At 43.1% G+C, this 25,656-nt stretch carries 21 protein-coding genes and 1 other annotated feature; of the genes, 19 read left to right on the top strand and 2 right to left on the bottom strand.

What is annotated here, in order from left to right; genetic code table 11:
* The first annotated feature begins 29 nt into the window (after positions 1 to 29).
* The 11 genes from clpX (at position 30) to ACOJUR_RS10565 (ending at position 14,251) form a co-directional block, all read left to right on the top strand.
* Entirely contained in the window at positions 30 to 1,307 is a 1,278-nt protein-coding gene (clpX, locus tag ACOJUR_RS10615) for an ATP-dependent protease ATP-binding subunit ClpX (RefSeq protein ID WP_072874736.1), read from the top strand.
* Positions 1,308 to 1,467: 160 nt separating this feature from the next.
* Positions 1,468 to 3,165, top strand: coding sequence for an ATP-dependent protease LonB (gene lonB, locus ACOJUR_RS10610; protein ID WP_420949961.1), 1,698 nt, complete (start codon positions 1,468 to 1,470; stop codon positions 3,163 to 3,165).
* 69 nt (positions 3,166 to 3,234) lie between these two features.
* A complete protein-coding gene (lon, locus tag ACOJUR_RS10605; protein WP_420949960.1) occupies positions 3,235 to 5,658 on the top strand; it encodes an endopeptidase La in 2,424 nt (807 codons plus the stop codon).
* Positions 5,655 to 6,263, top strand: coding sequence for a ribosome biogenesis GTP-binding protein YihA/YsxC (yihA, locus tag ACOJUR_RS10600; RefSeq protein WP_072874739.1), 609 nt, complete (start codon positions 5,655 to 5,657; stop codon positions 6,261 to 6,263). Before lon ends, yihA begins: the two co-directional genes overlap by 4 nt.
* Before the next feature lie 134 nt (positions 6,264 to 6,397).
* Positions 6,398 to 7,792, top strand: a complete 1,395-nt coding sequence (gene hemA, locus ACOJUR_RS10595) for a glutamyl-tRNA reductase (protein ID WP_420949959.1) — start codon at positions 6,398 to 6,400, stop codon at positions 7,790 to 7,792.
* Between the two features lie 6 nt (positions 7,793 to 7,798).
* The gene (ccsA, locus tag ACOJUR_RS10590; protein ID WP_083574308.1) at positions 7,799 to 8,602 is read left to right on the top strand and encodes a cytochrome c biogenesis protein CcsA; all 804 of its coding nucleotides are present in this window, start codon (positions 7,799 to 7,801) and stop codon (positions 8,600 to 8,602) included.
* Positions 8,603 to 8,630: 28 nt separating this feature from the next.
* Positions 8,631 to 9,551: a hydroxymethylbilane synthase gene (gene hemC / locus ACOJUR_RS10585; protein WP_420949958.1), complete on the top strand. Its 921-nt coding sequence runs from the start codon at positions 8,631 to 8,633 to the stop codon at positions 9,549 to 9,551.
* 22 nt (positions 9,552 to 9,573) lie between these two features.
* Positions 9,574 to 10,347 (top strand): uroporphyrinogen-III synthase, encoded by a 774-nt coding sequence (locus tag ACOJUR_RS10580; protein WP_420950541.1) that lies wholly within the window; start codon positions 9,574 to 9,576, stop codon positions 10,345 to 10,347.
* Positions 10,348 to 10,411: 64 nt separating this feature from the next.
* Positions 10,412 to 11,386, top strand: coding sequence for a porphobilinogen synthase (gene hemB / locus ACOJUR_RS10575; protein WP_072874743.1), 975 nt, complete (start codon positions 10,412 to 10,414; stop codon positions 11,384 to 11,386).
* A gap of 39 nt (positions 11,387 to 11,425) precedes the next feature.
* Entirely contained in the window at positions 11,426 to 12,712 is a 1,287-nt protein-coding gene (hemL, locus tag ACOJUR_RS10570) for a glutamate-1-semialdehyde 2,1-aminomutase (RefSeq protein WP_420950540.1), read from the top strand.
* Between the two features lie 117 nt (positions 12,713 to 12,829).
* Positions 12,830 to 14,251: a LysM peptidoglycan-binding domain-containing protein gene (locus ACOJUR_RS10565; protein WP_420949957.1), complete on the top strand. Its 1,422-nt coding sequence runs from the start codon at positions 12,830 to 12,832 to the stop codon at positions 14,249 to 14,251.
* A gap of 106 nt (positions 14,252 to 14,357) precedes the next feature.
* Here the strand turns inward: ACOJUR_RS10565 and ACOJUR_RS10560 are convergent, their stop codons facing one another.
* Positions 14,358 to 14,519, bottom strand: a complete 162-nt coding sequence (locus ACOJUR_RS10560) for a hypothetical protein (RefSeq protein ID WP_165612008.1) — start codon at positions 14,517 to 14,519, stop codon at positions 14,358 to 14,360.
* A 203-nt stretch (positions 14,520 to 14,722) separates the two neighbouring features.
* Between ACOJUR_RS10560 and ACOJUR_RS10555 the strand changes: the two genes are divergently transcribed.
* The 4 genes from ACOJUR_RS10555 to murC all read left to right on the top strand — a co-directional run bounded on the left by ACOJUR_RS10555 (position 14,723) and on the right by murC (position 21,026).
* Entirely contained in the window at positions 14,723 to 15,220 is a 498-nt protein-coding gene (locus ACOJUR_RS10555) for a hypothetical protein (RefSeq protein WP_072874745.1), read from the top strand.
* An 81-nt stretch (positions 15,221 to 15,301) separates the two neighbouring features.
* Positions 15,302 to 15,510, top strand: a binding site (T-box leader).
* Positions 15,511 to 15,585: 75 nt separating this feature from the next.
* The gene (locus ACOJUR_RS10550; RefSeq protein ID WP_420949956.1) at positions 15,586 to 18,273 is read left to right on the top strand and encodes a valine--tRNA ligase; all 2,688 of its coding nucleotides are present in this window, start codon (positions 15,586 to 15,588) and stop codon (positions 18,271 to 18,273) included.
* 15 nt (positions 18,274 to 18,288) lie between these two features.
* Positions 18,289 to 19,578, top strand: coding sequence for a bifunctional folylpolyglutamate synthase/dihydrofolate synthase (locus ACOJUR_RS10545; protein ID WP_420949955.1), 1,290 nt, complete (start codon positions 18,289 to 18,291; stop codon positions 19,576 to 19,578).
* A gap of 44 nt (positions 19,579 to 19,622) precedes the next feature.
* The gene (gene murC, locus ACOJUR_RS10540; RefSeq protein WP_420949954.1) at positions 19,623 to 21,026 is read left to right on the top strand and encodes a UDP-N-acetylmuramate--L-alanine ligase; all 1,404 of its coding nucleotides are present in this window, start codon (positions 19,623 to 19,625) and stop codon (positions 21,024 to 21,026) included.
* A gap of 136 nt (positions 21,027 to 21,162) precedes the next feature.
* On the opposite strand, the gene ACOJUR_RS10535 is transcribed toward murC, so the two are convergent.
* Positions 21,163 to 21,342, bottom strand: a complete 180-nt coding sequence (locus tag ACOJUR_RS10535) for a hypothetical protein (protein ID WP_072875275.1) — start codon at positions 21,340 to 21,342, stop codon at positions 21,163 to 21,165.
* Positions 21,343 to 21,442: 100 nt separating this feature from the next.
* Here ACOJUR_RS10535 and ACOJUR_RS10530 point away from each other — a divergent pair, with 100 nt between their 5' ends.
* The 4 genes from ACOJUR_RS10530 (at position 21,443) to ACOJUR_RS10515 (ending at position 25,603) form a co-directional block, all read left to right on the top strand.
* The gene (locus ACOJUR_RS10530; protein WP_420949953.1) at positions 21,443 to 22,186 is read left to right on the top strand and encodes an A24 family peptidase; all 744 of its coding nucleotides are present in this window, start codon (positions 21,443 to 21,445) and stop codon (positions 22,184 to 22,186) included.
* Between the two features lie 16 nt (positions 22,187 to 22,202).
* Positions 22,203 to 23,252, top strand: a complete 1,050-nt coding sequence (locus ACOJUR_RS10525; protein WP_420949952.1) for a type IV pilus twitching motility protein PilT — start codon at positions 22,203 to 22,205, stop codon at positions 23,250 to 23,252.
* A 165-nt stretch (positions 23,253 to 23,417) separates the two neighbouring features.
* Complete coding sequence (locus ACOJUR_RS10520) at positions 23,418 to 24,392, top strand: ubiquitin-like domain-containing protein (RefSeq protein WP_420949951.1); 975 nt, start codon at positions 23,418 to 23,420, stop codon at positions 24,390 to 24,392.
* Positions 24,393 to 24,616: 224 nt separating this feature from the next.
* A complete protein-coding gene (locus tag ACOJUR_RS10515) occupies positions 24,617 to 25,603 on the top strand; it encodes a hypothetical protein (protein WP_420949950.1) in 987 nt (328 codons plus the stop codon).
* Positions 25,604 to 25,656: the final 53 nt, after the last annotated feature.

The raw sequence follows: 25,656 nt of genomic DNA, 5'->3' as shown, positions 1-25,656 counted from the left end.
TCGATTTGCCGTAAAGGAGGGAACGCGCCGTGTTTAAGTTTAACGAAGAAAAAGGACAACTGAAATGTTCGTTTTGTGGAAAAACACAGGAACAAGTAAGGAAACTAGTGGCAGGACCAGGAGTATACATTTGCGACGAATGTATTGAACTTTGTAATGAAATTGTTGAAGAACAGTTAGGTGAAGATGAAGAATTCGAATTAAAAGACGTTCCCAAACCGACTGAAATTAAAGCGATTCTTGATCAATACGTTATTGGTCAAGAGAGTGCTAAACGATCTTTGTCTGTGGCGGTTTACAATCACTATAAACGCATAAATATGTCGAATGGTAAGTCGGATGATGTGGAACTTTCTAAATCTAATATTATGTTGCTTGGTCCGACTGGTAGTGGTAAAACTTTATTGGCTCAAACTTTGGCGCGAATCCTGAATGTTCCCTTTGCAATTGCGGATGCGACATCCCTAACTGAAGCTGGATATGTTGGTGAAGATGTAGAAAATATCCTACTTAAACTGATTCAAGCGGCTGACTATGATGTTGAAAAGGCTGAGCGGGGCATTATTTATATTGATGAAATTGACAAAATTGCCCGCAAGTCTGAAAATCCATCGATTACTAGAGATGTTTCTGGTGAAGGTGTACAACAAGCTTTGTTAAAAATTCTTGAAGGTACAGTGGCAAGCGTTCCACCACAAGGTGGTCGCAAACATCCTCATCAAGAGTTTATCCAAATTGATACAACTAACATTCTCTTTATTTGCGGTGGAGCATTTGATGGCATAGAGCCAATCATTAAACGCCGTCTTGGTCGTAAGGTCATTGGTTTTGGCTCTGTAGAATCTGCTAACCGTCATCTTGACAATGAAGATATACTGACCAAAGTTTTGCCAGAAGATCTTTTAAAGTTTGGTCTGATTCCAGAGTTTATCGGTCGTCTTCCCGTCGTCACAACATTGGAGGCGTTGGATGAAGAAGCGCTTAAGCGGATTTTGACCGAGCCGAAAAATGCCTTGGTCAGACAGTTCCAGAAGCTTCTTGAATTAGATGGAGTAACTTTGGAATTCCAAGATGACGCGTTATCTGTTATTGCTAAAGAAGCAATTAAACGCGGTACGGGCGCTCGTGGTCTTAGAGCCATTATTGAATCCATAATGTTGGATGTCATGTATGAGTTGCCTTCACGTGAAGATGTCCAAAAATGTGTCATCACTCGCGAGGCAGCACTTCACGAACAACGTCCTCTGCTCATTGGTAAGGATGGAAAAACCATAAAAGTTTTTCGCAAATCAGAAGAAACAGCTTAAATCATTAATTTTAATTAACAAGTTTTGGGAAGCATTTTTGCTTTGGCATTTGTTGCAAGTATCTTTTGCAGCAAATGCTTTTTTGCGTTTATTGGCAATTTCTCCAGGCAATAATGCTCATATTGCTTCATGAGTGTTTGCTGCCATGGGAGGATGCGAGATGAACATGACGATTTTGGCTGGTATTCAAATTTTTTTCGCTATTGTGATAGGACTATATTTCTGGAATTTACTCAAAAGTCAAAATCAAAATCGACATGCGGTAGAGCGAGAGTCAAAAAAAGAGTTAGCTCGATTAAAATCGATGCGAGAAATTTCTCTCTCTGAACCACTTTCGGAGCGGACGCGACCTTCATCGATTCAAGATATTATAGGTCAAGAGGAAGGATTAAAAGCATTACGGGCAGCTTTATGTGGACCTAATCCCCAGCATGTGATTATCTATGGCCCTCCTGGCGTTGGCAAGACAGCTGCTGCACGAGTCATTTTGGAAGAAGCCAAGAAACGAGCCGAATCTCCATTTGCTGAAGATGCAAAATTTATTGAACTCGACGCAACCACAGCTCGTTTTGATGAAAGAGGAATTGCTGATCCGTTGATTGGCTCCGTTCATGATCCGATTTACCAAGGTGCAGGTGCCATGGGTATAGCAGGCATTCCTCAGCCAAAAGCTGGGGCAGTAACCAAAGCTCATGGTGGCATGCTTTTTATTGATGAAATTGGAGAGTTACATCCAATTCAAATGAACAAATTATTAAAAGTTTTGGAAGATCGTAAGGTTTATTTGGAGAGTGCGTACTACAGTAGTGAAGATCACAATATTCCTGCACACATTCATGATATTTTTCAAAATGGGTTACCAGCGGATTTTCGCTTGGTTGGAGCAACAACGAGATCGCCCGAAGAAATTCCTCCTGCCATTCGTTCTCGCTGTATGGAAATATTTTTTCGCTCTCTGAGTCGGCAAGAAATTGCTGAAGTAGTTTCGCGAGGATTTGAAAAACTGAATATGATTGCAGAAAAGCCTGTAATCGATGAAATTTCCAATTATGCAACAAATGGCCGTGATGCTGTAAATATTGTTCAGATTGCAGGAGGAATGGCATTAACAGAAAATCGCACGCAAATTACCTTGGAAGACGTTCAATGGGTTATTCGTTTTACACATATGTCTCCTCGGCCTGAGAGAAAAATTAACCCACATCCGCAAGTAGGGGTTGCTCATGGTTTGGCAGTGTATGGGCCTTCTTCAGGCATGTTGCTTGAAGTGGAAGTCGTAGCTGAAAAAAATAGGGTTGGACATGGTAAAGTGACAGTGGGAGGTTTGGTGGAAGAAGAAACCATTCGTTCACGGAGCGGTAGCATGCGACGTAAATCAATGGCTATTGGTTCGATGGAAAATGTATTGACTGTTTTGCAGAGAATCTCTGGACTCCATCCGTTTTCTTACGATTTGCATATTAATTTTCCTGGCGGAGCGCCGGTAGACGGACCAAGTGCTGGAATTACTATGGCTGTAGCTGTATGTTCTGCGATTACCCGTATTCCTGTTTTGAATACGGTGGCAATGACTGGGGAACTCTCTATTCGAGGATTGGTTCGTCCGGTAGGTGGTGTGCCTGCCAAAATTGAAGCAGCGAAGGAAGCGGGAGCAGAAGTCGTGCTTATTCCAAAAGAGAATTGGCAAGAGATATTTCATAATATGAATGGCATTAAAATTGTGCCAGTCGAGAAACTGACGGATGTGCTCAAGCTTTCACTGGTTGGTGGAGTGGAGATGGATTGGGAAAAACGAATTCTTACGGAATCAAGTTCTAACCCATCCGTATCCATAAATCACTCCTCTGTGTCGTTCTAATTTGGATTGCTAAGCTAAGCAGAGTACAATACTAGTAGGTTAGTGGGAGAGCAACTCGGGGGTGACTCAGTGGCAACAAAATCAGAAAAAAAACAACTCGTTTATCCATTGCTCCCATTGCGTGGATTACTCGTTTTTCCAACCATGGTTTTACATTTTGATGTAGGGCGAGAAAAATCCATCAAAGCTCTGGAAAAATGCGCCATGACGAGTAACCAATTGCTGTTGTCTTCACAGGAAGACGGTCAAGTCGATGATCCGACAGAGGAAGATCTGTTTCATATAGGTACTTTGGCTAAAGTAAAGCAGATGATGAAACTGCCTAATGGTACAATTCGTGTTTTGGTAGAAGGCATCGCTCGGGCACGAATTCATCGTTTCACCAAAACGGATGAATGGTTTGAAGTTGAGGTTGCTGTTCAAGAAGAACAGGATTTCTCTAAATCCAACGCTGAATATCAGGCTCTCATGCGTTCTGTTTTGCAGCAGTTTGAACAATATTTGAAATTATCCAAAAAGGTCGACCAGGAAGCTTATTCAAGCGTTGTAGATATTTCCGATCCTAGTCATTTCGCTGATGCCGTGGCTGCTCATCTGCCTCTTAAAATTCGTGAGAAACAGCAGCTATTAGAAGAACTCGATGTAATGAAAAGACTGGAAAAACTGTTGCAGATCCTTTCGGATGAGAGAGAAATTCTGGAATTGGAAAGAAATATTCACCAACGTGTTCGCAAACAGATGGAAAGAACACAAAAAGAGTACTATTTACGCGAACAAATGAAGGCCATCCAAAAAGAATTGGGCGATCGTGACAGCCGTTCTGCAGAAGTTGAGGAATTACGCCAACAGTTGGAGCAAAAAGAGATGCCGTTGTTGGTAAAAGAAAAAGTGGAGAAAGAACTCGAACGTTTAGAAAGAATTCCTCAGGCATCAGCAGAAGGTACGGTCGTCCGTACTTATCTGGACTGGCTGCTTGCCTTACCGTGGATAGAGACGGCTCAACAGCGTGTTGATTTGCGTCGTGCTGAAAAAGTTCTTAACGAAGAGCATTATGGGTTGGAAAAAATTAAGGAGCGTATTTTGGAGTTCTTAGCCGTACAAAGATTATCCGGAAAAATGACAGGACCGATTATATGTTTGGCTGGACCACCTGGTGTAGGCAAAACTTCTTTGGCGCGGTCTATAGCCACAGCCTTAAAACGTCCATTTGTTAGAGCCTCTCTTGGCGGTGTACGAGACGAGGCGGAGATTCGCGGTCATCGTAGAACCTATATTGGCGCCATGCCGGGAAGAATTATTCAGGGCATGAAATCTGCAGGCGTTAAGAACCCTGTGTTTCTATTTGACGAGATCGACAAAATGGCAAATGATTTTCGTGGAGATCCTAGTTCGGCGTTGCTTGAAGTACTTGATCCGGAGCAAAATCAAACATTCTCCGATCATTACATCGAGATACCTTTTGATTTGTCCGACGTCATGTTTATCACAACAGCCAACAATGTATACCAAATTCCTGGTCCACTCCGCGACCGTATGGAAATTATTCAATTAAGTGGCTATACAGAATTGGAAAAATTAAATATTGTCAAACAGCACCTTTTGCCTCGCCAAAAGGAAAAACATGCCCTTAAAGCCGATCAGATGCGAATTTCAGAAGATGTACTTTTAATGCTGATACGACACTACACGCGGGAAGCTGGTGTCCGTCAGTTGGAGAGGGTAGTGGCGGCTGTTTGCAGAAAGGTTGCTCGTAGAATAGCTTCAGGTGAAAAAAAACGAATAACAGTGCAAACGAAAACGATAGAGGATTTTCTTGGTCCCCCGATATACCGATATGGAGCACAGGAAGAAGAAGACCAAATTGGCGTTGTCAATGGACTCGCATGGACAGAAACAGGTGGAGATTTGCTTTCTGTAGAAGTGTCTGTTGTACCGGGCAAAGGCAAGCTGGTCTTAACAGGCCACTTAGGTGATGTGATGCGCGAAAGCGCACAGACTGCCTTTTCTTATGTGCGTTCGCGAGCTGGTCAGTTTGGCTTACAACATGATTTTTATGAAAATGTCGATTTGCATGTGCATGTTCCGGAAGGGGCGATTCCGAAGGACGGACCTTCTGCTGGTATCACCATGGCTACCTGTCTCATCTCAGCTTTAACAGGCAGACGTGTACGTCGGGATGTTGCTATGACAGGAGAAATTACTTTGCGAGGTAGAGTTTTGCCGATTGGTGGATTGCGTGAAAAATCTTTAGCCGCGCACCGTGCGGGTATTCGTCATGTCATTCATCCGTTGGACAATGTTAAAGATTTACGCGATATACCACAAGTGGTTCGTGATGAGATGGAATTTCATGCTGTTAAACATATGGACGAAGTTGTGGCTTTAGCTTTTGTTGAACCTTTTCCTCTTGAGGAGTTTGAAGGGTTTTACCCGACCGACAAAATGCCCGATATTTTAAGAAATACGTTCTCTGGAGAAGGAGCTCACCAATGAAAATTCGTAAGGTGCAATTTGAAATCAGTGCAGTCCGTCCCGAGCAGTGGCCTCAGGACGGACTTCCTGAGTTTGCTTTCATTGGGCGTAGCAATGTTGGCAAGTCTTCTTTGCTCAACCGTTTGCTCAATCGAAAATCGCTGGCACGAGTATCTCAACATCCCGGCAAAACTCAACAGATTAACTTCTATAATATTAACGATACTTTACGTTTTGCCGATTTACCTGGCTACGGTTATGCCCAGGTTTCCAAAACACAACGGGCTGCGTTTCGTAAATGGATAGTTCAATATTTAGAAAAAAGAGAACCTATAACCAGAGTGTTGCATCTGGTAGATATTCGACATGAACCCAGTGTGGATGATCGCGATTTTCACCGTTTGTTACTGGAGTTACAACACCCAGTTTTAGTGGTTGCTACAAAGTTGGATAAAATCGCCAAGAGGGATATAGCCAAGCACATTCAGCAAATTCGCACGGGCTTGCAAACTCCTAATCCTATACTTTCTATATCGAGTGAAAAGAACATGTATATTGATGAACTCTGGTCTGTTTTGGAAACTGATTTGACTGCTCATGAAAGTGAATTAAGTGATAATGAATAAAACATTGAAATGTAAAGATGATAGATAGGAAATTGACGGATCGCCATGAAGATGACACATTTATTGCGCCAATGATTATCCATAGGTTGCTATAATTATCTTATAAAAAGCCAATGCGGGAGGTGACCACCTGCATGCAGATTGTTGTGATTGGTTTAAATCATCGTACGGCTCCTGTCTCCCTTCGAGAGAAAGTGAGTTTTGATAAAGATGCCCAAAAAACTGCGTTGTTGCGGATGAAAGATACCCGTTCCTTGTTTGAAACGGTGCTTGTCTCCACCTGTAACCGCACAGAAATATATACATTGACAACGTCAACGAAAGCAGCACGTGATTTTGTCATTCGTCTTTTGGCTCAACATTCGGGTCTTGCGACGGAAGAAATAAAAGACACACTATATACTTTCGAAGGTCCGCAAGCAGTACAACATGCAATGGAGGTAGCTTGCGGTTTGGATTCTATTGTACTGGGTGAAACACAGATATTAGGACAGGTCAAAGAGGCTGTGGCGCTTGCTGCAGAAATTGGTACGATTGGTTCGTTCTTGAAGCAGATGTTCCGTTATGTTGTAGAAGTAGGAAAACGAGCACAATCGGAAACCATGATTGGACAAGCGCCTGTTTCTGTTGCTTCAGCGGCCATTCAACTGGCTGAAAAGATTTATGGTTCATTACGTGGACGGAGTGCCTTGATTCTTGGCGCTGGTACCATGGCTCGCATAGCCGCTGAGCATCTGTCGGCTCATGGTGTCAGTCAGATGTATATTGCTAATCGGACCCTTACCAACGCGGAAGAATTGGTTCGTCGTGTAGAAGCTAAAATTGTTCCATGGGAACAATTGCGACACTTTGTTGGACGGGTAGATGTAGTGGTGGCAGCAACTGGCGCAGGAAGGCCAATTATTACTGAAAATATGTGGACCTCCATTCGTACAGGGCGCCACGGTCGGCAAACGCTCTTGCTCGATTTAGCGATTCCGCGTAATATTGATTCGTCACTTTCTGGGCATTCGGATGTTTTTTTGTATGACGTAGACGATTTACAACAAGTTGTGGATGTGAATATGGAGGAGCGACGGCGTCAAACGCGCGTGGTGCGTGAAATGATCGATTCCAGTTTATTAGAGTTTGACGAATGGATTTCGTCTCTATCCGTCGTACCCGTGATTACCGCTATTCGTGAAAAAGGTGTGCAAATTCAAAGCGATGTTATGGAAAGTTTAAAGCGAAAACTGCCGCATTTGAGTGAGAAAGAAATTCAAATTTTGCAGAAGCACACCATGAGTATTGTCAATCAACTTTTGCGCGATCCGATTCATGCTATGAAGGATATGGCTGTTCAGAGTGATCCTGCTTTTTCGCCGGAGGCACTGGCTCAACTGTTTGGTATTGAATTTATCAGTCAGCCGCATCCGGAGAGGGAGATGCTGACGTCGTACAAAATGTCGGAGTTTATGGGCAAATGGCGATCTCTCATGGCTGAAAAAATGTCTGGCTCAACCGTAGGCAGTTCAGTTTATAGGAGCTAATCGTGAATGGCTACCCGCGCTGTAATCGACAGCACGATGTTTTTTTATGCACTTAGTTTATTTTTTTACTTCATGGATGTTCTTGAATCTAAAAGGATTTTCAATCGACTGGCTGTCGTCTTGTTGTTTATGGTTTTTATTGGAGAAACATCTCTGTTAATAGCGCGTTTTATTCAACTCCAATCAGCACCAGTATATAGTCGGTTTGACAATCTGTTGCTTATTTCTTGGTTGATTTTAGTGGTTGCTCTGGTGGTCGACACATTTTATCGTGTCGGCTTATTCATTTTTTTTGCAAATTTGGTTGCTTTTTCGTTTGTTATTTTTGCGAGTTTTGGTCCTTTCAGTCCGGGTATCATACCGCATGGCCGTCCGGACTTGCTTATTTTCCACATCTCTCTTGCACTTGTCAGTTACGTTTTTTTTTCAGTCGCCTTTGTGTTTTCTGTCATGTACCTTGTTCAGTATCATCTTTTGCGAAAGAAAAGTTTTAACCACTGGTTTTTAAGATTGCCGGGATTAGAGCACTCATCACGTACAGCGAGATGGTGCAATCGTGTTGGCTTTACTCTTTTGCTTATCTCCTCGTTGTTGGGTTTCTTGTGGGGGAAAATTGTACTCAATCTTTGGATATGGGACTCTCCAACACCTATGGCTACTCTTGTGTTGTTACTTTTCTATGCATTGACGTTTTGGCTGGAAATTCGTCGTTCATTACCCTTGCATGTGCTACATCGATTGTATGTAGTTTGCTTTATGGTTTTACTTATCAATTTTTTGCTGATTGGTCGTTTTGGGGGTTATCATTAGACCGTGATGAAAAAGGATGTGTGTTTAATTGCGAATGATTCGAGTGGCTTCAAGAAAAAGTTTATTGGCAATGACGCAGACGAGACAAGTTATTCAACAGCTTCAATCTTTTTTTCCAGACACTGAATTTCAAATCATACCTGTCGTTACGCAAGGAGATAGAATTCTTGATGTTTCACTTTCTAAAATTGGTGGCAAGGGATTGTTTGTTTCTGAAGTAGAGCAGCAATTGCTCCAAGAACAAGCGGATATGGCTGTGCACAGTTTAAAAGATGTACCAGCAGAATTGGCAGATGGTTTAGTCATTGCTGCTTATCCGAACAGGGTGGATGCCCGGGATGCCTTAATTACTAAAAAAGCCAATGCTATTCATAATCTTCCCCAAGGTTCTGTCATAGGTACATCCTCGTTACGCCGTATGGCTCAACTTAAACATTTGCGAAATGATTTACAAATCAAATTGTTGCGCGGCAATATTGATACGCGGCTTAACAAATTAGAAAGCGGAGAATACGACGCTATACTGTTGGCAGCAGCCGGACTGATTCGAATGGGGTGGGAAGACCGTATCACGGAACGTATCGACCCTATGCATATACTTCCAGCAATAGGGCAGGGAATTCTGGCTGTGGAATGTCGAGATCAGGATAGTTCACTAAAAGAAATGTTGCAGTCTCTCCACTGTCGACAAACGGAACAGGTAGCGCTTGCAGAAAGAGCCTTGCTTCACTCACTTAACGGTGGATGCCAGGTACCTATCGCAGGATATGCGGAATGGCAAAATGGAACCTTGGTCTTGACGGGTCTTGTGGCTTCTGAAGATGGGGAAGTAATTTATCAGGTCAAGGAATCATTATCTAGCAGAATGTCTCCGGTCGATCTCGGTCAAATGGTGGCAAAGAAGTTGCTTGAGAAAGGGGCAGATCAGATTTTGCAAAAGTATTCCTGAAGGTGGAGTGGGGGAGGTGGCGATGTTGACCACAGAGCGAGTGGCAGTTCTGACCAGAAGTTCTCCAGGACTTGAGAAAACAGCTCGTCAGCTTGTAAACTATGGCATTCAAAGTATTTTACTCCCCCTGACTCAAACCGTGTCGGTCGATGACGAGTCGCAAAACTCGTGGATTCGAAATAAGCCAGAAATTCAAGGAGTATGCCTCACATCAGTAACTGCGGCTCGCCTTTTCAAAGCATGGTTACATAAGCATTCTGCCCTTTTCCCATTCTTGCCTGCTTGTTACTGTATTGGTCAAACCACTTGGAAAACGGCTCTTGATTGTGGACTTGTAGCTTACTGGCGAGAGAATATCCATACTGGATATCAACTGGCGGAATGGCTTGATAAACTGACTTCACCATCCAAGGGGATATGGCTTTATCCCTGTGCTCGACAAACTGCAGGTACTCTTGAACGAGAATGTGAACGCCGTGGTATACGGCTGGCGAAATTGGTTCTATATGAAACAGTCCCGCGAATCCCCAATAAAGCAGAGTTGCAAGAAATTGCCCGCTTTCATCGACCGGTTTGGGTGTTTCACAGTCCTTCTGCAGTTAAAGTGTATATAAATCATGTCCAGCCGCTACTCAAACAATGGCAAATGGAAGAGATTCAGGCTGTTGCGATCGGCACTACTACAGCTGATGCTATAAGGAAAACGGGGATTCAACTGGCAGCAATAGCTTCAGAGCCCAATGACGAATCATTAGTGTCGGCCATAGGTTCAGTCCAAGATCTGAATTCTTCATAAATTTTTTCATGTATAAAATGGCTATTTTTCAGTGTGTCGCAATCTATAAAAGAGGTGAATTTGGATGAATAACTTTCAGAGACATCGTCGTCTACGGACTAGTGCTCAAATGCGTCGCTTGATTCGAGAAACAACGGTCAGTATCAATGATTTTATTTTGCCAGTCTTTGTTCAAGAAAATTTGACAGGTAAGGAAGAAATCACGGCAATGCCTGGCGTCTACCATTATGGACTGGATGAATTCAGGAGATTGGTTGTGGAAATCGCAGAAAAGAACATTCCTGGCATCATTCTGTTTGGCTTGCCAGCCGAGAAAGACGAACAGAGCTCGAGTGCTTACCATCCTAAAGGTATTGTTCAGGAAGCTATTCGCGCTGCGAAAATGGAAGTTCCTGAATTGCTTGTGATGACAGATGTTTGTCTTTGCCAATATAATCCGGCAGGTCATTGCGGTTTCATTCGCAATGGAAAGATTGTCAATGACGAAAGCCTGCAGTTGATTGCTCAAACTGCTCTATCCCACGCAGAAGCTGGTGCTGATGTGGTTGCCCCGTCAGATATGATGGACGGTCGTGTACAGGCTATTCGCTCGCTTTTAGATGAAAATGGTTTCCAAGATACAGCAATTCTATCTTACGCTGTCAAATATGCTTCCGCTTTTTACGGTCCATTTCGTGAAGCTGCCCATTCTGCTCCATCGTTTGGTGATCGTAAAACGTACCAGATGGATCCTGCCAATGTTCGTGAGGCTATGCGTGAAGCCGAGTCTGATCTTCGTGAAGGTGCTGATATGCTTATGGTAAAACCAGCTCTGTCTTATTTGGATGTCACCGCTAAATTACGCTCGTCCACTCAAGTCCCTATAGCGACTTACAATGTTTCGGCTGAGTACAGTATGGTGAAAGCTGCGGCGCAACAAGGTTGGATTGATGAACGTGCCACTGTAATGGAAATGTTCACATCTTTTAAGCGAGCTGGTGCTGATTTTATTTTGTCCTATTTTGCACTATCGGCTGCTGATTGGTTAAAAGAAGAATAGAAAAGAGGGAATCGAGTGGATAATGATGGGATCCTTCAAATGGAAAAATCAGAAAAAGCGTTTCAAGAGGCTGTCAAATGGCTACCTGGTGGGGTAAATTCACCCGTTCGAGCTTTTTTGGCTGTTGGTGGAAACCCAATCTATATTCGTCAAGGAAGCGGACCGCATATTGAGAGTTTGGATGGTCATTCGTATATTGATTACCTATTGTCTTGGGGGCCTTTGCTATTTGGACATGCTCATCCGCGCATTAAGGCAGCTGTAACTGAGGCTTTGGAAAAAGGCACCTCCTTTGGCCTGCCAACGATTGCCGAAACAGTGATGGCGCAAAAAGTAAATCAACTGATGCCCGCAGTGGAAGTTGTTCGCATGGTCAACAGCGGAACAGAGGCGACGATGAGCGCACTGCGTTTAGCGCGTGCGTTTACGAAAAGAAATATCATTGTTAAATTTGAAGGATGTTATCACGGTCACTCGGATGCACTTTTGGTTAAAGCCGGATCGGGCGTGGCTACTCTGGGTTTGCCAGATAGCCCTGGTGTACCGGAGGGAATCGCTCACTATACCGCTACAGTACCCTATAACCAAGTGGAAGCCTTACAGGAGCTTTTTGCTCAAATGGGTGAACAGATTGCTGCAGTTATTGTGGAGCCTGTGGCTGGCAATATGGGTTGCATCCTGCCCCAACCTGGGTATCTGGAAGAATTGCGGCGATTGACTGAAAAATACGGTACTCTACTTATTTTTGATGAGGTGATGACGGGGTTTCGCGTAGCTGCTGGAGGCGGCCAAGAACGGTTTGGTATCCGTCCAGATTTGGTAACACTGGGGAAAGTAATTGGTGGCGGTCTTCCGGTAGGCGCCTATGGTGGTAGACGGGATATCATGGAATGGGTAGCGCCCAATGGCCCTGTTTATCAGGCGGGTACTTTATCTGGTAATCCTCTTGCGATGGCTGCAGGCATTGCGGCACTTACCATGATTGAGGAAGAAGCGCCCAATGGTTTGTATAGCAAGATGGAACAATACGGGCAGCAAATCGTTTCAGTTTTTTTACAGGCTTGTCAAGCCAAAGGCATTCCTGCATACGGCCACGCCATTGGAGGAATGTTTGGATTGTTTTTCAATGAAGGAGCAGTGGTAGACTATCAGTCTGCAGCTCAGTCCGACAAAAAAATGTTTGCACAATTTTTCCATGCATTACTCAAACGAGGTGTACTTTTACCACCGTCACAACTGGAGTCTTGTTTTCTTTCCGCAGTTCACGGTCAAGAAGAACTATCAAGAACTTGCGAGGCTGTTGACAGCGCAATTCGTTCGTTTTAACTGCAGAACGTCCTTCGCTTATCCATGTGTGTGAACGCTGCTGTAAGGACATAAAAGCATATCCCACTTCATAAACATGCAGGGAGAGACCTGCTGTTTAAGGAGGGGTATTAGGCGATGCAGAATCAGCAAACACCCATGATTTCCGTAGCCATAGACCAAGAAGTGTTTATGGATAGTGTTCGCGAAGGAGACAGAGTGGAGGACGCTACTGTCGCAACGGAAGTTATTTCTTTCGATCGCGTTGAAGATACTTATGTGCTCGAAGGCGCTATCGTTTTTGCGGGGTACTTGGCGTCCCAAGAAAAGGGCAAGTCATCAGAGGGAAAGAACACTCAAATTGTCATGGATGACGATCCGGTCATTCATGTCCATCATCGTTTGCCCTTTATTTTAAAAGTTCCAGTCCATGCTCAACCGAATGGTGTTCTGAATGTAAAAAGCAGACTTGCTGGTTGGAAATTAGATGTATCGGGAGATTCTTGGCTTCGTGTACAAGGGAATTTACAAATTGCCGGTCTTGTGGATAAAGGTGGATATCATTTCCAATGTGGTGCACAAGAGATTGGCGATTTATGGGTATCTTTGCCGGATCGGCCTCAATCGACACATGTAAACGAACTGTCAAGTCAAGGTATGAAAGAGACGAATGCATGGGTTGGAGAGTTTCGGGGAGAAACGGAAGCCTCTGAGTCCGAGAGTTTGATGTCAGACACAGTAAGCAATGTTGAATCTGACACATTCGCGGAGCAATCCTTCAACGCGCAGGACCAGGGTCAGGACACACCATTTCCTGTACGCGGTATGGAGGATCCTGAGGAAGCGGGGGACAGTGCTGAACGGTTGAATAGAGTCACCCTTGAGACGGAGCAATTGAGTGAAGCGCGTGCAGGGCATGGCTTGCAAATACAAGAAGATGTCAATGAGTCCAAAGAAAGCAGGGGCAATAAGGAAAATCAAACACCAAGTGATATAAACAGCTCTGCTGATTCTACGGTTCTTGGTGCTGCCGCAGAGTTAGAAGCGCTTGACCGTTTTGTGGTGAGTGATACGGAAGAACAAAAGCCGCTGGCCGAGTATTCGTTTGAGAATCAGTTGAGTGAAAAACAAGAAGCTCAATTCGAGGAAAAAGATGCTGTTTCCTTCTCTGCTTCGCGAGCCTTTTCTGATTCTGGTTTTCACGCCAATCTTGCCTTCAGTAAAGATGCAGGGCGTATCCAACAGACTCGCACGGAGCCGGTAGTTGAGCCTTCCCCTGCCAATGGAGCTTTTCAGGAACCGGAGAAGTCTTTTGAACGTTCTATGGATAATAAAAGTCTTTGGTCGTTTGTCGATTTCAATGCTCCCGAAAGGTTTTATACCTTACGCTATGTTGTAGTCGAGGAAGGCGAGACGCTGCAAATGGTGGCCGATCGCGTTGGCGTCTTGAAAAGTGAAATGATTCGTGTCAATCGTTTGGAAACAGAAGATATTTGGGTGGGTCAAACCCTTCTTATACCGGACACCCCGATACGTTTGGCAAACGTGCAAAATTTTTAAGAATGATGCTCTGAAAAGAATAACTTCGATAGCGAACATCAGCATAGTGATTTCTCCTATGCCTGATGTTTTTTTGCCAACAAAGTTAAATATCTATTCAACCTGGCTATGGTGCCCCAATAAAAGTAACTGCAAAGACAATAAAGAGAAGCATAAGAATCAAAAGGTCCAGTGTATTGGGCCAAATTAAAGCGCGAAAGAAAAGTAGCATGATGGCTGCTGCCAACATTAATTTGACAAAACGTGCCAGCATGATAAACAGACCCATGCCAACCACCTCCTGGCGAAATCTTATCTGGATAGCTCGTCTTAGCTCGTCGAATATATACTTTGCGTATGATATATATGCAAATAGGTGAGCATGTACCCCTTTTTTTCGCATAAAATTGGACATGTAGAACAATATTCGCTAGACTTGCCTTTCTGAGCTTTGCTAGAATGGGCGACAGGATTGAGAGGAGAGATGGGGTAATGGCGAATTCGTGGATGGATGGAGGCACTTGGAGAGGCTTCCATATTCGATATCTTGCCATCTTATCTGTGTCGTTTGCTGTTTTACAGGCAGTCGCTTATTATACAGTTCATTATCCGCTCATGTTTAGTTCAGAGTTTGCCATGATTCTCATGATGTGGCTCATTATTCCGCGTTTGACAGAACGTCGATTGGCCAATACGTTTGCGGGTGTCACAACTACGTTTCTGCTTGGATTGATTTTGCAGTTTACAATTGGTCTGGAAATTACGGAAAAAGGTGGTATATGGTATACTTTAGGGCAAAATTTGCTGATTTTCGTCGTCGCCTTGGCACTCAGTTATCTCTATTTACGCGTTTCCATATGGAGCGACAGAAAAAAAGCAGAGTTAGAGAAACGCCGGGCAGAAAAATCATCAAGCGCTCAGACAACTGTAGCACCCGTCCGTGTTCATCGAATTAAGAAACGCCGCCATCCTGGACGGCGCAAAAAGTAAAGTCATACAAAAAGATGTCATGAAGGTTTGACAAAGTCTTGTTTGTTCTCGTATGATAGAGCAACCAAATTCAATTTCGGATAAAAAGCGTTGATGAGAAGGAGTAAAAACGTGTAACCGTTCAGAGAGAGAACCATTAGCTGGAAGGTTCTTCGGTAGCCGTTTTGAACGTCGTCTCTGAGCTGCTATAGCCGGGTCATACCCGTTATCAATGTCGAGTGTCCTAAGATTGCGTTTTTCTTTCTTGGGAAATTCAGGTGGTAACGCGGAAGAAGCCTTTCGTCCTGAAGGACGAAAGGCTTTTTTGTGTCCAGAGCAGCGACGAAAGAAATGAGTCATTCTATAACATGAACGGAGGGTTTCTTATGCAAAATTCATCATCCACAGAAAAGTTCTCACAAGAAATGAACAAGCATTTTCAACCACAGGAAGTGGAGCGTGAAATTTACGCTGAGTGGGAAAAGTCAGGAACTTTCCAAGCGGATAGTAGCTCACCTCATCCTGCGTTTTCCATGGTGATTCCACCTCCCAATGTCACAGGAGTGCTCCATCTAGGTCATGCCTGGAACCATACATTGCAAGATATTCTGGCTCGCTATCATCGTATGCGAGGTAAAGATGTGCTTTGGTTGCCTGGAACTGACCATGCGGGCATTGCTACGCAGACACGTGTGGAAAAAATGTTGATGCAAGAGAATGGGCAGTCTCGTCACGATATTGGCAGAACGGCGTTTGTAGAAAAAGTTTGGGAATGGAAAGACAAGTACGGATCGGCCATTACTGAACAAATTCGCCGTCTTGGGGATTCGGTAGACTGGAGTCGAGAACGCTTCACGATGGATGAAGGTCTGTCTCAAGCGGTGCGCACCGTTTTTGTGGAACTTTATCAGAAAGGTTTAATATACCGCGGTAACCGCATCATCAACTGGTGCTCCAGATGCGGCACAGCACTTTCTGACATTGAAGTAGAGCATATTGAATTACCGGGAAAACTTTATCATATCCGCTACCCCTTGAAAGACGGTTCAGGTGAAGTGGTGATTGCTACAACACGTCCTGAAACATTTTTTGCGGATGTAGCTGTTGCTGTCCATCCAAATGATGAACGGTATAGTTCCTTGATTGGCAAAACGGTTATTCTGCCTTTAAGTGGTCGTGAGATTCCTATTTTAGCCGATCCGATTGTCGATCGAGAGTATGGTACAGGCTGTGTGAAAATTACACCAGCGCATGATCCAAACGATTTTGAAGTGGGACTCCGTCATCAATTGCCCCAGTTGCAATGTATCGGATCGGATGGAAAATTGAATGAACTGGCTTTGGAGTTTGCTGGACGTAATGCATTAGAAGCACGCCAAGATGTTGTGGATGTACTGCGCAAGCAGGGCTATCTGCTTCACGTGACTGATATTGTGCATGCTGTGGGTCACTGCAGTCGTTGTTCTACAGTGGTCGATCCGCTTCTTTCTTTGCAGTGGTTTGTGCGTATGCAAAACTTAGCCGATCCAGCGTTGCAGTTTGTCCATCGTGGAGAATTACAATTTGTCCCGGCTCGATTTGAAAAAGTTTTTGTGCATTGGTTGGAAAATGTTAAAGATTGGTGTATCTCCCGGCAGCTTTGGTGGGGGCATAGAATTCCTGCTTGGTATTGTGACGACTGTGGCGGTACGACAGTTCAACTGGAAGATGCTACATGTTGCGGGCATTGCAAGAGTACCCATATCCATCAGGATGAAGATGTATTGGATACGTGGTTTTCTTCAGCACTCTGGCCTTTTTCTACTTTAGGCTGGCCAGATACAGATACGCCGGATTATCAGAAATATTATCCGACTAGTGTTTTGGTGACCGCCTATGACATTATCTTTTTCTGGGTAGCACGGATGGTATTTATGGGATTAGAATTCACCGGCCAGATGCCGTTTCAAACCGTTGTTCTTCACGGTCTGATTCGCGACTCTGAAGGTCGAAAGATGTCGAAAAGTCTTGGCAATGGTGTCGATCCGATAGAAATTATAGAGCAGTATGGAGCAGATACGTTGCGCTTTTGTCTAGCTACTGGCACGTCACCGGGCAACGATCAGCGTTTTAGTATGGAGAAAATTGAAGGCAGCCGCAATTTTATGAATAAGTTATGGAATGCTGCTAGATTCGTGCGCATGAATTTATCCGATAGTTTTCAAGCAAGAACCATTGAATGGGATAAACTGGATATTGCCGATCGATGGATATTGCATCGTCTGGCCAAAGCGAATAAAAGTGCTCAGAGATTACTGGAAGAGTTTGAGTTTGGCGAAGCAGCACGAGTACTCTACGATTTTGCTTGGGATGATTTTTGTGATTGGTATATAGAAATGGCTAAAATCTCGCTTTATGGAGAGGCCATTGTCGATAAGGAACGAGTACAGACAGTTCTGTACGAAGTCCTGCAACAACTGTTACAAATGCTTCATCCTTTTATTCCATTTATTACAGAGGAAATTTGGTCTTACTTGCCACAAAGAAACGGTCAGTTGCTTGTTGCGTCCGATTGGCCGCAAATACAGCAGGCGTGGATCGATGATACTTGCGATACATTGATGGGTTCCATTCAAGAAGCGATTCGCAGCGTGCGAAATATTCGCAGTGAACGCAATATTCCGCCGAGCAGGGAGATTTCCCTTCTTATCCGGCCGCTTTCGGTTGAAGCAATGGAACGCTTTCAGCAGGGCCAATACTATATCCAAAAGCTTTGTCATGCGTCACAATTAGAAAACAAAATGGATATAGAGCCGCCTTCGCAGGCTATTGCACTGGCAGTATCGGGTGCAGAAATATTTATTCCTCTGGCTGGATTGATTGATTTGGCGGCGGAAAAAAATCGACTTGAACAAGAGAAGCGTCGTTGGCAACAGGAAATAGAGCGGATCGACAAAAAATTTAGCAATCCTAATTTTCTTGCTCGTGCACCTCAAGAAGTTGTAGAAGCTGAGAAAATCAAAAGAGAGGATTATGAGGCTCGATTGTCAGCAGTGGAAGAGCGATTGCGTGCAGTGGCTGCAATGGAGCAGTAGAAAGGAGAACGATTCTTGGCAGAAGAAAGTATAGAAGCGTGGCTTAAAGGCAGGCAACGCTTTGGCGTTCGGCCTGGTTTGGAGCGAATGCAAAAACTGCTAGAAGAATTGCATCATCCTGAGCAAGGACTGCAGTTTTTGCATATCGCTGGAACAAACGGAAAAGGTTCAGTTGCAGCAATGCTGACTTCGTTGCTCATGGCCAATCCTACCCATCTTGTTGGTACATTTACTTCGCCTTCTTTTGATGGTTATCGGGGAAGGTTTACGCTACAAAAGCAGCCTGTAGACGAAAAGAATTTTTTTCGATTGGCTCAGCGTGTCCGCACGGCTTGTGAACGGGTAGATGGGGACGATCCGTTAACAGAGTTTGAGGTTCTGACGGGCATGGCTTTACTTTATTTTGCAGAGCAGCAAGTTTCACATGTCGTATGGGAAACAGGTCTCGGTGGACGTTATGACTCCACAAATGTAGTGAAACCGCTGGTTACCTGTATAACAAATGTAGGCATGGATCATGTGGAAATACTGGGTCCCACTCTGCGGCATATTGCCTATGATAAAGCTGGCATTATAAAATCGAACGTCCCGATAGTCACCGCTGCGCAGGATGTTGCGTACCGTGTGATAGAAGCGATTGCGCAGCAACAAACAGCCCCATTAATTCGTGTAGGACGTGATGTGGCTGCCATATTGGAAAAGATGGAACTGCTGGGACAGCGGCTATTTTACAGGGGATTGCATTGCGATATAGGGGGCATTTTTTTGCCGTTACACGGCGCCCATCAAGTTGAAAATGCAGCAGTAGCGCTGGCTATGCTGGAGTCCATCGGGTTGCTGCCTGATGCGCATGCACTGCGTGAAGCTATGAGCCGTGTCTCGTGGCCAATGCGCTTTGAGGTGCTCCAATGGCAGAATCGAACTTTTATTTTAGATGGAGCACATAATCCAGAAGGAGCAGCGGCCAGCTTGAAAACCATGCTTGCTTGGTTAGCGAGGTGTGGTAGAGAGAATGTTGAATGGACATTGGTCTTAGGAATTCTTTCGGATAAAGAAATTGATCGAATGATTGATATTTTGGTGCCGGATGCTGCAAACGTGATAGTGACTGCACCGCAAACCAGCCGAGCTTTTGCAAAAGAACATCTAGCTGATAAGATTCGTGAAAGGTATCCGTCGAAATCTGTCGAAGTAGCTATATCAATTCCTGCAGCGATGCAGCGAGCTGTCAACCTAGGCGAGTTCGCGTTGGTTTGCGGCTCCTTGTATACGGTTCATGAAGCGAGGCATGCTATTTTTAACTAACTGGATAGTGTTGGGCAATTTCTGCAGATGGGATGGTGATGCGCGTGAAATCGTTCAAGCACGTGCATTTTGTGGGCATTGGCGGCTATGGAATGAGTGCGATTGCGCGAGTATTAATGGATATGGGATTTGAAGTGTCCGGTTCAGATGTTTCCAGACAGGAATTGGCTGTACGCTTAGAGGAGCGGGGAGCCACAGTTTTTTATGGCCATCGTGCAGAGCAGGTGGCGGGTGCAGACGTCGTAGTTTACAATACCATGATTGCACCAGATAATGTGGAACTAATGGAAGCCAAAAGGCGGGATATTCCGGTCTTGCATCGGTCGGAAATGCTCGCGCGGCTGATGGAAGACCGGATGGGGATCGCAGTCACTGGAGCACATGGGAAAACAACAACTTCCTCTATGATTGCTTATATGATGGAACGGTGCGAGTGTGAACCTACATTTGTCATTGGTGGGGTTGTAAGCAACCTGGGAGAAAACGCACGTGCTGGCTGTGGAAACTATGTGGTAGCAGAGGCTGATGAAAGTGATGGCTCTTTTCTTCATTACCATCCCCATATTGCAGTCGTTACTAACGTAGAGCCAGATCATCTGGAACACTATGGCGGGGATTTTTCAAATCTCTTGAATGCGTATCAACAGTTTGTGTCGCAAATCCAGTCAAATGGTTTACTGGTTACTTCGGCGGAAGACCCGCATATGCAGAAGTTCGCGGCAAGCGCGCCCTGCCGAGTGGTTACTTTTTCAGCTAATCCAGATTCACAAGCAAATATTACTGCTCATTCGATTCATCTGATCGATCGCGGTAGTATTTCAGAAATCAGATTAAATGGAGAAGTGCTGGGTACACTGAGGTTACAATTGCCAGGTATTCATAATATTATGAATGCCATGGCTTGCCTAGCGGTTGGGTTGGAAGCTGGTTTAACGTTTGAAAAAATGGCGCAAGCCCTCTCTGAGTTTCATGGTGCCAAACGTCGATTTCAAGTTATTGGGGATGTACAAAATATTCTTATTATTGACGACTATGCTCACCATCCAACAGAAATACGTGCTACCATTGCAGCGGCTCAAGCAACCAAGCGTCGAATTGTAGCCGTTTTTCAACCGCAAAGATATACAAGAACGTATTTCCTCTTTGATGCATTTTCGCAAGCGTTTAGTGGTGCGGATGAGGTGGTCATAGCAGATATTTATTCTCCGGCCGGTGAGAGGAGAATAGAAGGTGTCACGGCTGAACGCTTGGTAGAACAGATTCGAGTCAAAAGTAATCCATCTGTCCGTTTTTTAAAAACAAAAAATGAAGTACTCCAGTATTTGTTAAGTACGGTGCAACCCGGAGACTTAGTTTTAACCATGGGGGCAGGTGATATATGGCAAGTTGCCCATCGACTGAGCGAAGCACTAAAAAGCAATCCAAGTGAAGCAAGAGCATTGGTTTAGTTTTTATACAGAAACAGTCTGTCCATTTAGACTTTGTTAGAACAAGCTTTAGTGCATAAGCAAAGAGAGTCGCTTTCATCAAACGGCTCTCTTTTTATTGTTTCTTAAATTATTTCGCAAAAATGTATTTCATTATTTAATGTCGCCAATTTTTTCTCTGTTTACGATAATAAACTGCTTTGGAAAACCAGTAATATGCAAATGCAATCAAAGCCAGCAAGATAGCTATTTTAATAAAGAAAGCCAAAAATATAGATAGAACGCCAATGGCCAGTATAGCGATTAATCCCCAGACCAGATAATAAAAAAACGGCATTCTTTCATCCCCTTTTTAATGCTCTGACTCTATTCTACCATAGTTTGTCCAATCCATCGTTTTGAAAACAGGTGGAAAAGTCGAATTTGACGAAAATGTGTTGAGATATGTTTTTTCGGGGGTGGTTTGGCTGCATTGTAAACTCGTATTTTTTCTGTATTTTAAATCTTTTGTTATTTTTATACTGGGATCTTTGATAGGTTTGTTTTGTATAGCAGTTGGAGAAAAACTGGTTCAACATTCTGCTGCATCTCTTGTAGATAGCTCTAAACATGTCATTCATCAATTGAAAAGTTCATTCTATTATCCTATGTGGATATTGGCATATGCTACTCTGGCTGAAGCTTTATGGATAGAAATTTCCACCACAAAAGTTTATATCATCAAATTTTTGATTTATTTCATCTTTATTGCATTTTTATTCGTTTTGGCAAGCGGTGATAGAATCAATTATTCTATTTCTGCTCCACTTTCTATACTCGCGTTTCTAGTATTTTTTGTTTTGATGATTTTTTTACTTCATATTTCGTTTTTGCTGGAAATCATCTCTGCCATTTTTGGTTTTTTTCTGATTCTTATTTTAATTTTATTGAGCGGAAGAAAAATGGGATTTGGCGATGCGTTGATATTTCTCAATATAGGGACGGTATGTGGGATAACAGGTTGTTTATGGATATTATCTCTTGCCTCCTTCTTTGGTTGCATTATCTGTATTCCTTTGTTGTTTGTAAAAAAATTGAATCCCAAAACAGCTATACCTTTTGTTCCTTTTATCACTGCAGCGACAGCTTTTTGGATGCTCTTGGGACAACAAATCACTCATTGGTATATTTCAATTCTTTGAAATAGAGGTGTGTTATTTGAATATCCTTGAGTTATTGGAGAAGGCTGTCCTGCACAACGCATCCGATATTCATTTGAGTGTAGGTTCTCCGCCGATATTACGCATTCAAGGCATGCTGGTTGCCATTGAACGTGAGTTAGAGTCGGACGACATCCGTTCTTTTGCTAAGTTGATTATGACAGAAGAGCAGTTAGCTAAGTTGCAAAAGGAAAAAAATATCGACATGCTTTTTAGCCTTCATGATAAGTTTCGATATCGTATAAATGCCTATATACAACGAGAACAACTTTCACTTGCCATCCGTATTATACCTAGTCAAATACCGAGCTTGTCCGAGATGAATATGCCTAAAATTTTTTTACATCTTTGCCAACTTAGTCATGGTCTTGTTATTGTTACGGGTCCTACAGGATCGGGTAAATCGACGACACTCGCTGCAATGATCCAGCATATTAACCAAACCCAGAAGAAAAAAATTATCACTTTGGAAGATCCTATCGAATTTCTCTATTCACATATGGGATGTCTCATTGAACAGCGAGAAATAGGAAGAGACACGAACAGTTACGCGGATGGACTAAGGTCAGCTTTGCGCCAAGATCCAGACATTTTGTTGCTGGGTGAAATGCGTGATATCGAAACTATGGCTACAGCTATCACTGCAGCAGAGACTGGCCATTTGGTTTTCACTACTTTGCATACTCCAGATGCGACGAGTGCTATTGAAAGAATCATTGACGTGTTTCCCGCTATACAGCAACAACAAATAAGAGTTCAATTAGCTAATATTCTGCAAGCAGTGATTGCGCAAAAACTATTTCGTGGACCAGACAAGCAACGTGTCGCTGCCTATGAAATTCTCATCGGTAATACGGCTGTTGCCAACTTGATTCGACAAGAAAAAGTTCATCAAATACGGTCGATTATGCAAACTTCTCGTGAAGAAGGAATGCAAACCATGGAAATGCATATTCGTGAATTACTAGAAAAGCAACAAATTTTTTTCGAGGCTGATAGGGTTGCTATGACAACTTTCGGCAAACTTTTTAAAGACCGTCCGTTATGATGAATAGCAATCAAGCTGTTTGTACAACCGAGTTGAGGGATTGCTTACTAAGAGATAGTAACCTTTATCTGGTTTGCACTTTGTCCCTGATATAGGTATACTAACACCCAATGTGGCTCTGAATATCACCCTTTTCTCGGTATATCCATGAGAAGAGGTGGTGGAGTGCGTATTCCAAAGTCTAAAGTACTGTACTCATTCCTCGGCGCTACAGCAATGTTGGTTTCGCTTGGCACAGTGGCGAGCGCAAAAGTTCCGGGAAAAGTTACAGTGGATGACAATGGGCAACGCATTGTGTTTCAAACAGAACATCAAGAATCAGTTGCTTCTTTTTTAAGAGAACATGGTTATCAATTGAATCATCATGATTGGGTTCAGCCTGGATTGAGTACCCCTGTACAACCAGGCATGGTTATTCAAATTGAAACTCCGGCTGTGGTGAAAATTGATAATCAAGGGCATTGGCAAACTGTATGGACTTTTGGGCAAAATGTTGACGAAGTTTTGGAAATGGATCATATCCATCTTCAGCCTGGTGATAAAGTATCTCTACCTTTGTCACAACCCATCGTCAACCATAGTGAAATTGTTATACAAAAAGACCAGCAGAAAATATATACAAAATTACAAGAGATACCATTTCAGACCATACAACGGCGAACACAAAAATTATTTGTTGGGCAAACGCAGGTGCTGTCGTACGGTGTGAAAGGGTTGCTTCAAGTGAAGACAATCCGTAATTTTGTAAATAATAAGTTGGTCAGTGAACATGTTGAACGTAAATGGATTCGTCAACCCCAATCAAAAATTGTTTTGGTTGGAACTTCTCCTCAAACCTATGAAGTGTCGAGCAGAAGTTATTCTCCTGGCATGTTTAGTGGTGAAATTACCGTTTTAGCCACGGCATATGTAGAAGGAGGGGTCACCTCAACTGGGTGGCTCGCTAGACCGGGTGTGATTGCGGTCGATCCGAATGTCATACCCTATGGCACGACACTTTATATCCCGGGAATTGGGGTTGTGCATGCAGAGGATACAGGTAGTGCTATTGTTGGCTATCATATAGACATTTGTATGGCCAATGCCGCCTTGGCGGACGCGTGGGGGGCGCGGACAGTAACTGCCTATATTCTTAACTAAAGATTTTTTGAGATTGGGTGAGCGGAGTCACGTAAAACTGAACCAGATGAAAAAGTAGCCTTTCAAGGCTACTTTTTCATTCTATTTTTAGATGGTTTTTCATAGAATGTCCTATCTTTCAAAATAGATACCAGTCAATTTGGATAGGTAAAAAAAGGGGATGGACATCTATGGAGAAGCCTTCCTATCAAAAATCGAATTACGCATACGGCACTTTAGTTCGAGTGGGCGGAGAAGAATGGGTTGTAGCTCAACAAAATGGGCTTCCAATTGAAGAAAATGAAATCGAATCGGATAAGAAAGACAAAAAAATCGACCAAGTCAATGCAAACCAGCCACCTGTCTTAAAACCAATTCATATATTCCGCGCAGCTAATCCAGTAGAGTATATGCATCATAAATCTTTTCATCAAACGTTTCATTCTCATAAAAATAGTAAATTCGGAGATTGGCTAAAGCAATTATTAAATCGTCAAATTCATTTTTTTTTATCCTCAAAAGAAAAATTTCAGCTTGGAATGATTACAGGTCTCATTTTTGGATGTATGATTCTCATCTGGAGTCATATCATCCAGTATCATTCTATAAATCGCGTTGAGACAGAACCTGCTGCATCACAAGAAGTGCCAGTTTTACAAACAGGTCATCATTCATTATTGCAATTTCCTGGTTTTACAGTATGGGCAATGGAATATACTGGTCAACATCAAAAACAAGTGAAGGGCATCGGTTTATCCACAGAAATACACTTTACAGATGGCAGCAGACAATATCATACATTGGACATGGCTTTGGAGCCAACACCACTGTTGTCCGAAGAACAAAAATTAGAAAAATCTGATATTCCTGTTAAAATTGAATTATTAACTGTACCTATTCGTACAATTCCCATACTTCCACAATCCAGTTTATCTTTAAATAAACAAGCAGAAAAAGATATAAATATGGAGAATAGTCTAATTCTTTCCTTGTTGGCGCATGTAGAGGATGGAGAAAATATGAACATTGTCGATACAACGTATAATCATTGGCTTACCGAACGTTTAAATAATTATCAAATTCAAACTACAGGTTTGCCCATACAAATCATAAAAGTTAATCAATATCTAGAATTGGCATATCGAGCTAGTTTGGAGAATGAACGTATAGCAGCTCAAAAAGACTTAATGAAAGCATTTCAAATCTGGATACCTATTAACTCCTACAAATAAAATTGCATAGAAAGATAGTTTTAAATAAAGTTCATAAAGTTGCATATATCAAT

It is taken from the genome of Alicyclobacillus tolerans (assembly GCF_048984885.1).
Classification (GTDB): Bacteria; Bacillota; Bacilli; order Alicyclobacillales; family Alicyclobacillaceae; genus Alicyclobacillus_I; species Alicyclobacillus_I tolerans.
The sequence above is the reverse complement of the archived record's forward strand: the minus strand, read 5'-3'. Positions and strand labels throughout refer to the sequence as shown.

Coding starts and splice junctions, on each gene's coding strand:
- ACOJUR_RS10555 (WP_072874745.1), top strand. CDS start 14,723: ATGGCGAATTCGTGGATGGATGGAGGCACTTGGAGAGGCTTCCATATT.
- hemL (WP_420950540.1), top strand. CDS start 11,426: ATGGAAAAATCAGAAAAAGCGTTTCAAGAGGCTGTCAAATGGCTACCT.
- ACOJUR_RS10580 (WP_420950541.1), top strand. CDS start 9,574: ATGTTGACCACAGAGCGAGTGGCAGTTCTGACCAGAAGTTCTCCAGGA.
- ACOJUR_RS10535 (WP_072875275.1), bottom strand. CDS start 21,342: ATGCCGTTTTTTTATTATCTGGTCTGGGGATTAATCGCTATACTGGCC.
- yihA (WP_072874739.1), top strand. CDS start 5,655: ATGAAAATTCGTAAGGTGCAATTTGAAATCAGTGCAGTCCGTCCCGAG.
- ACOJUR_RS10560 (WP_165612008.1), bottom strand. CDS start 14,519: ATGGGTCTGTTTATCATGCTGGCACGTTTTGTCAAATTAATGTTGGCA.
- ACOJUR_RS10565 (WP_420949957.1), top strand. CDS start 12,830: ATGCAGAATCAGCAAACACCCATGATTTCCGTAGCCATAGACCAAGAA.
- ccsA (WP_083574308.1), top strand. CDS start 7,799: ATGGCTACCCGCGCTGTAATCGACAGCACGATGTTTTTTTATGCACTT.
- lonB (WP_420949961.1), top strand. CDS start 1,468: ATGAACATGACGATTTTGGCTGGTATTCAAATTTTTTTCGCTATTGTG.
- hemB (WP_072874743.1), top strand. CDS start 10,412: ATGAATAACTTTCAGAGACATCGTCGTCTACGGACTAGTGCTCAAATG.
- ACOJUR_RS10550 (WP_420949956.1), top strand. CDS start 15,586: ATGCAAAATTCATCATCCACAGAAAAGTTCTCACAAGAAATGAACAAG.
- hemA (WP_420949959.1), top strand. CDS start 6,398: ATGCAGATTGTTGTGATTGGTTTAAATCATCGTACGGCTCCTGTCTCC.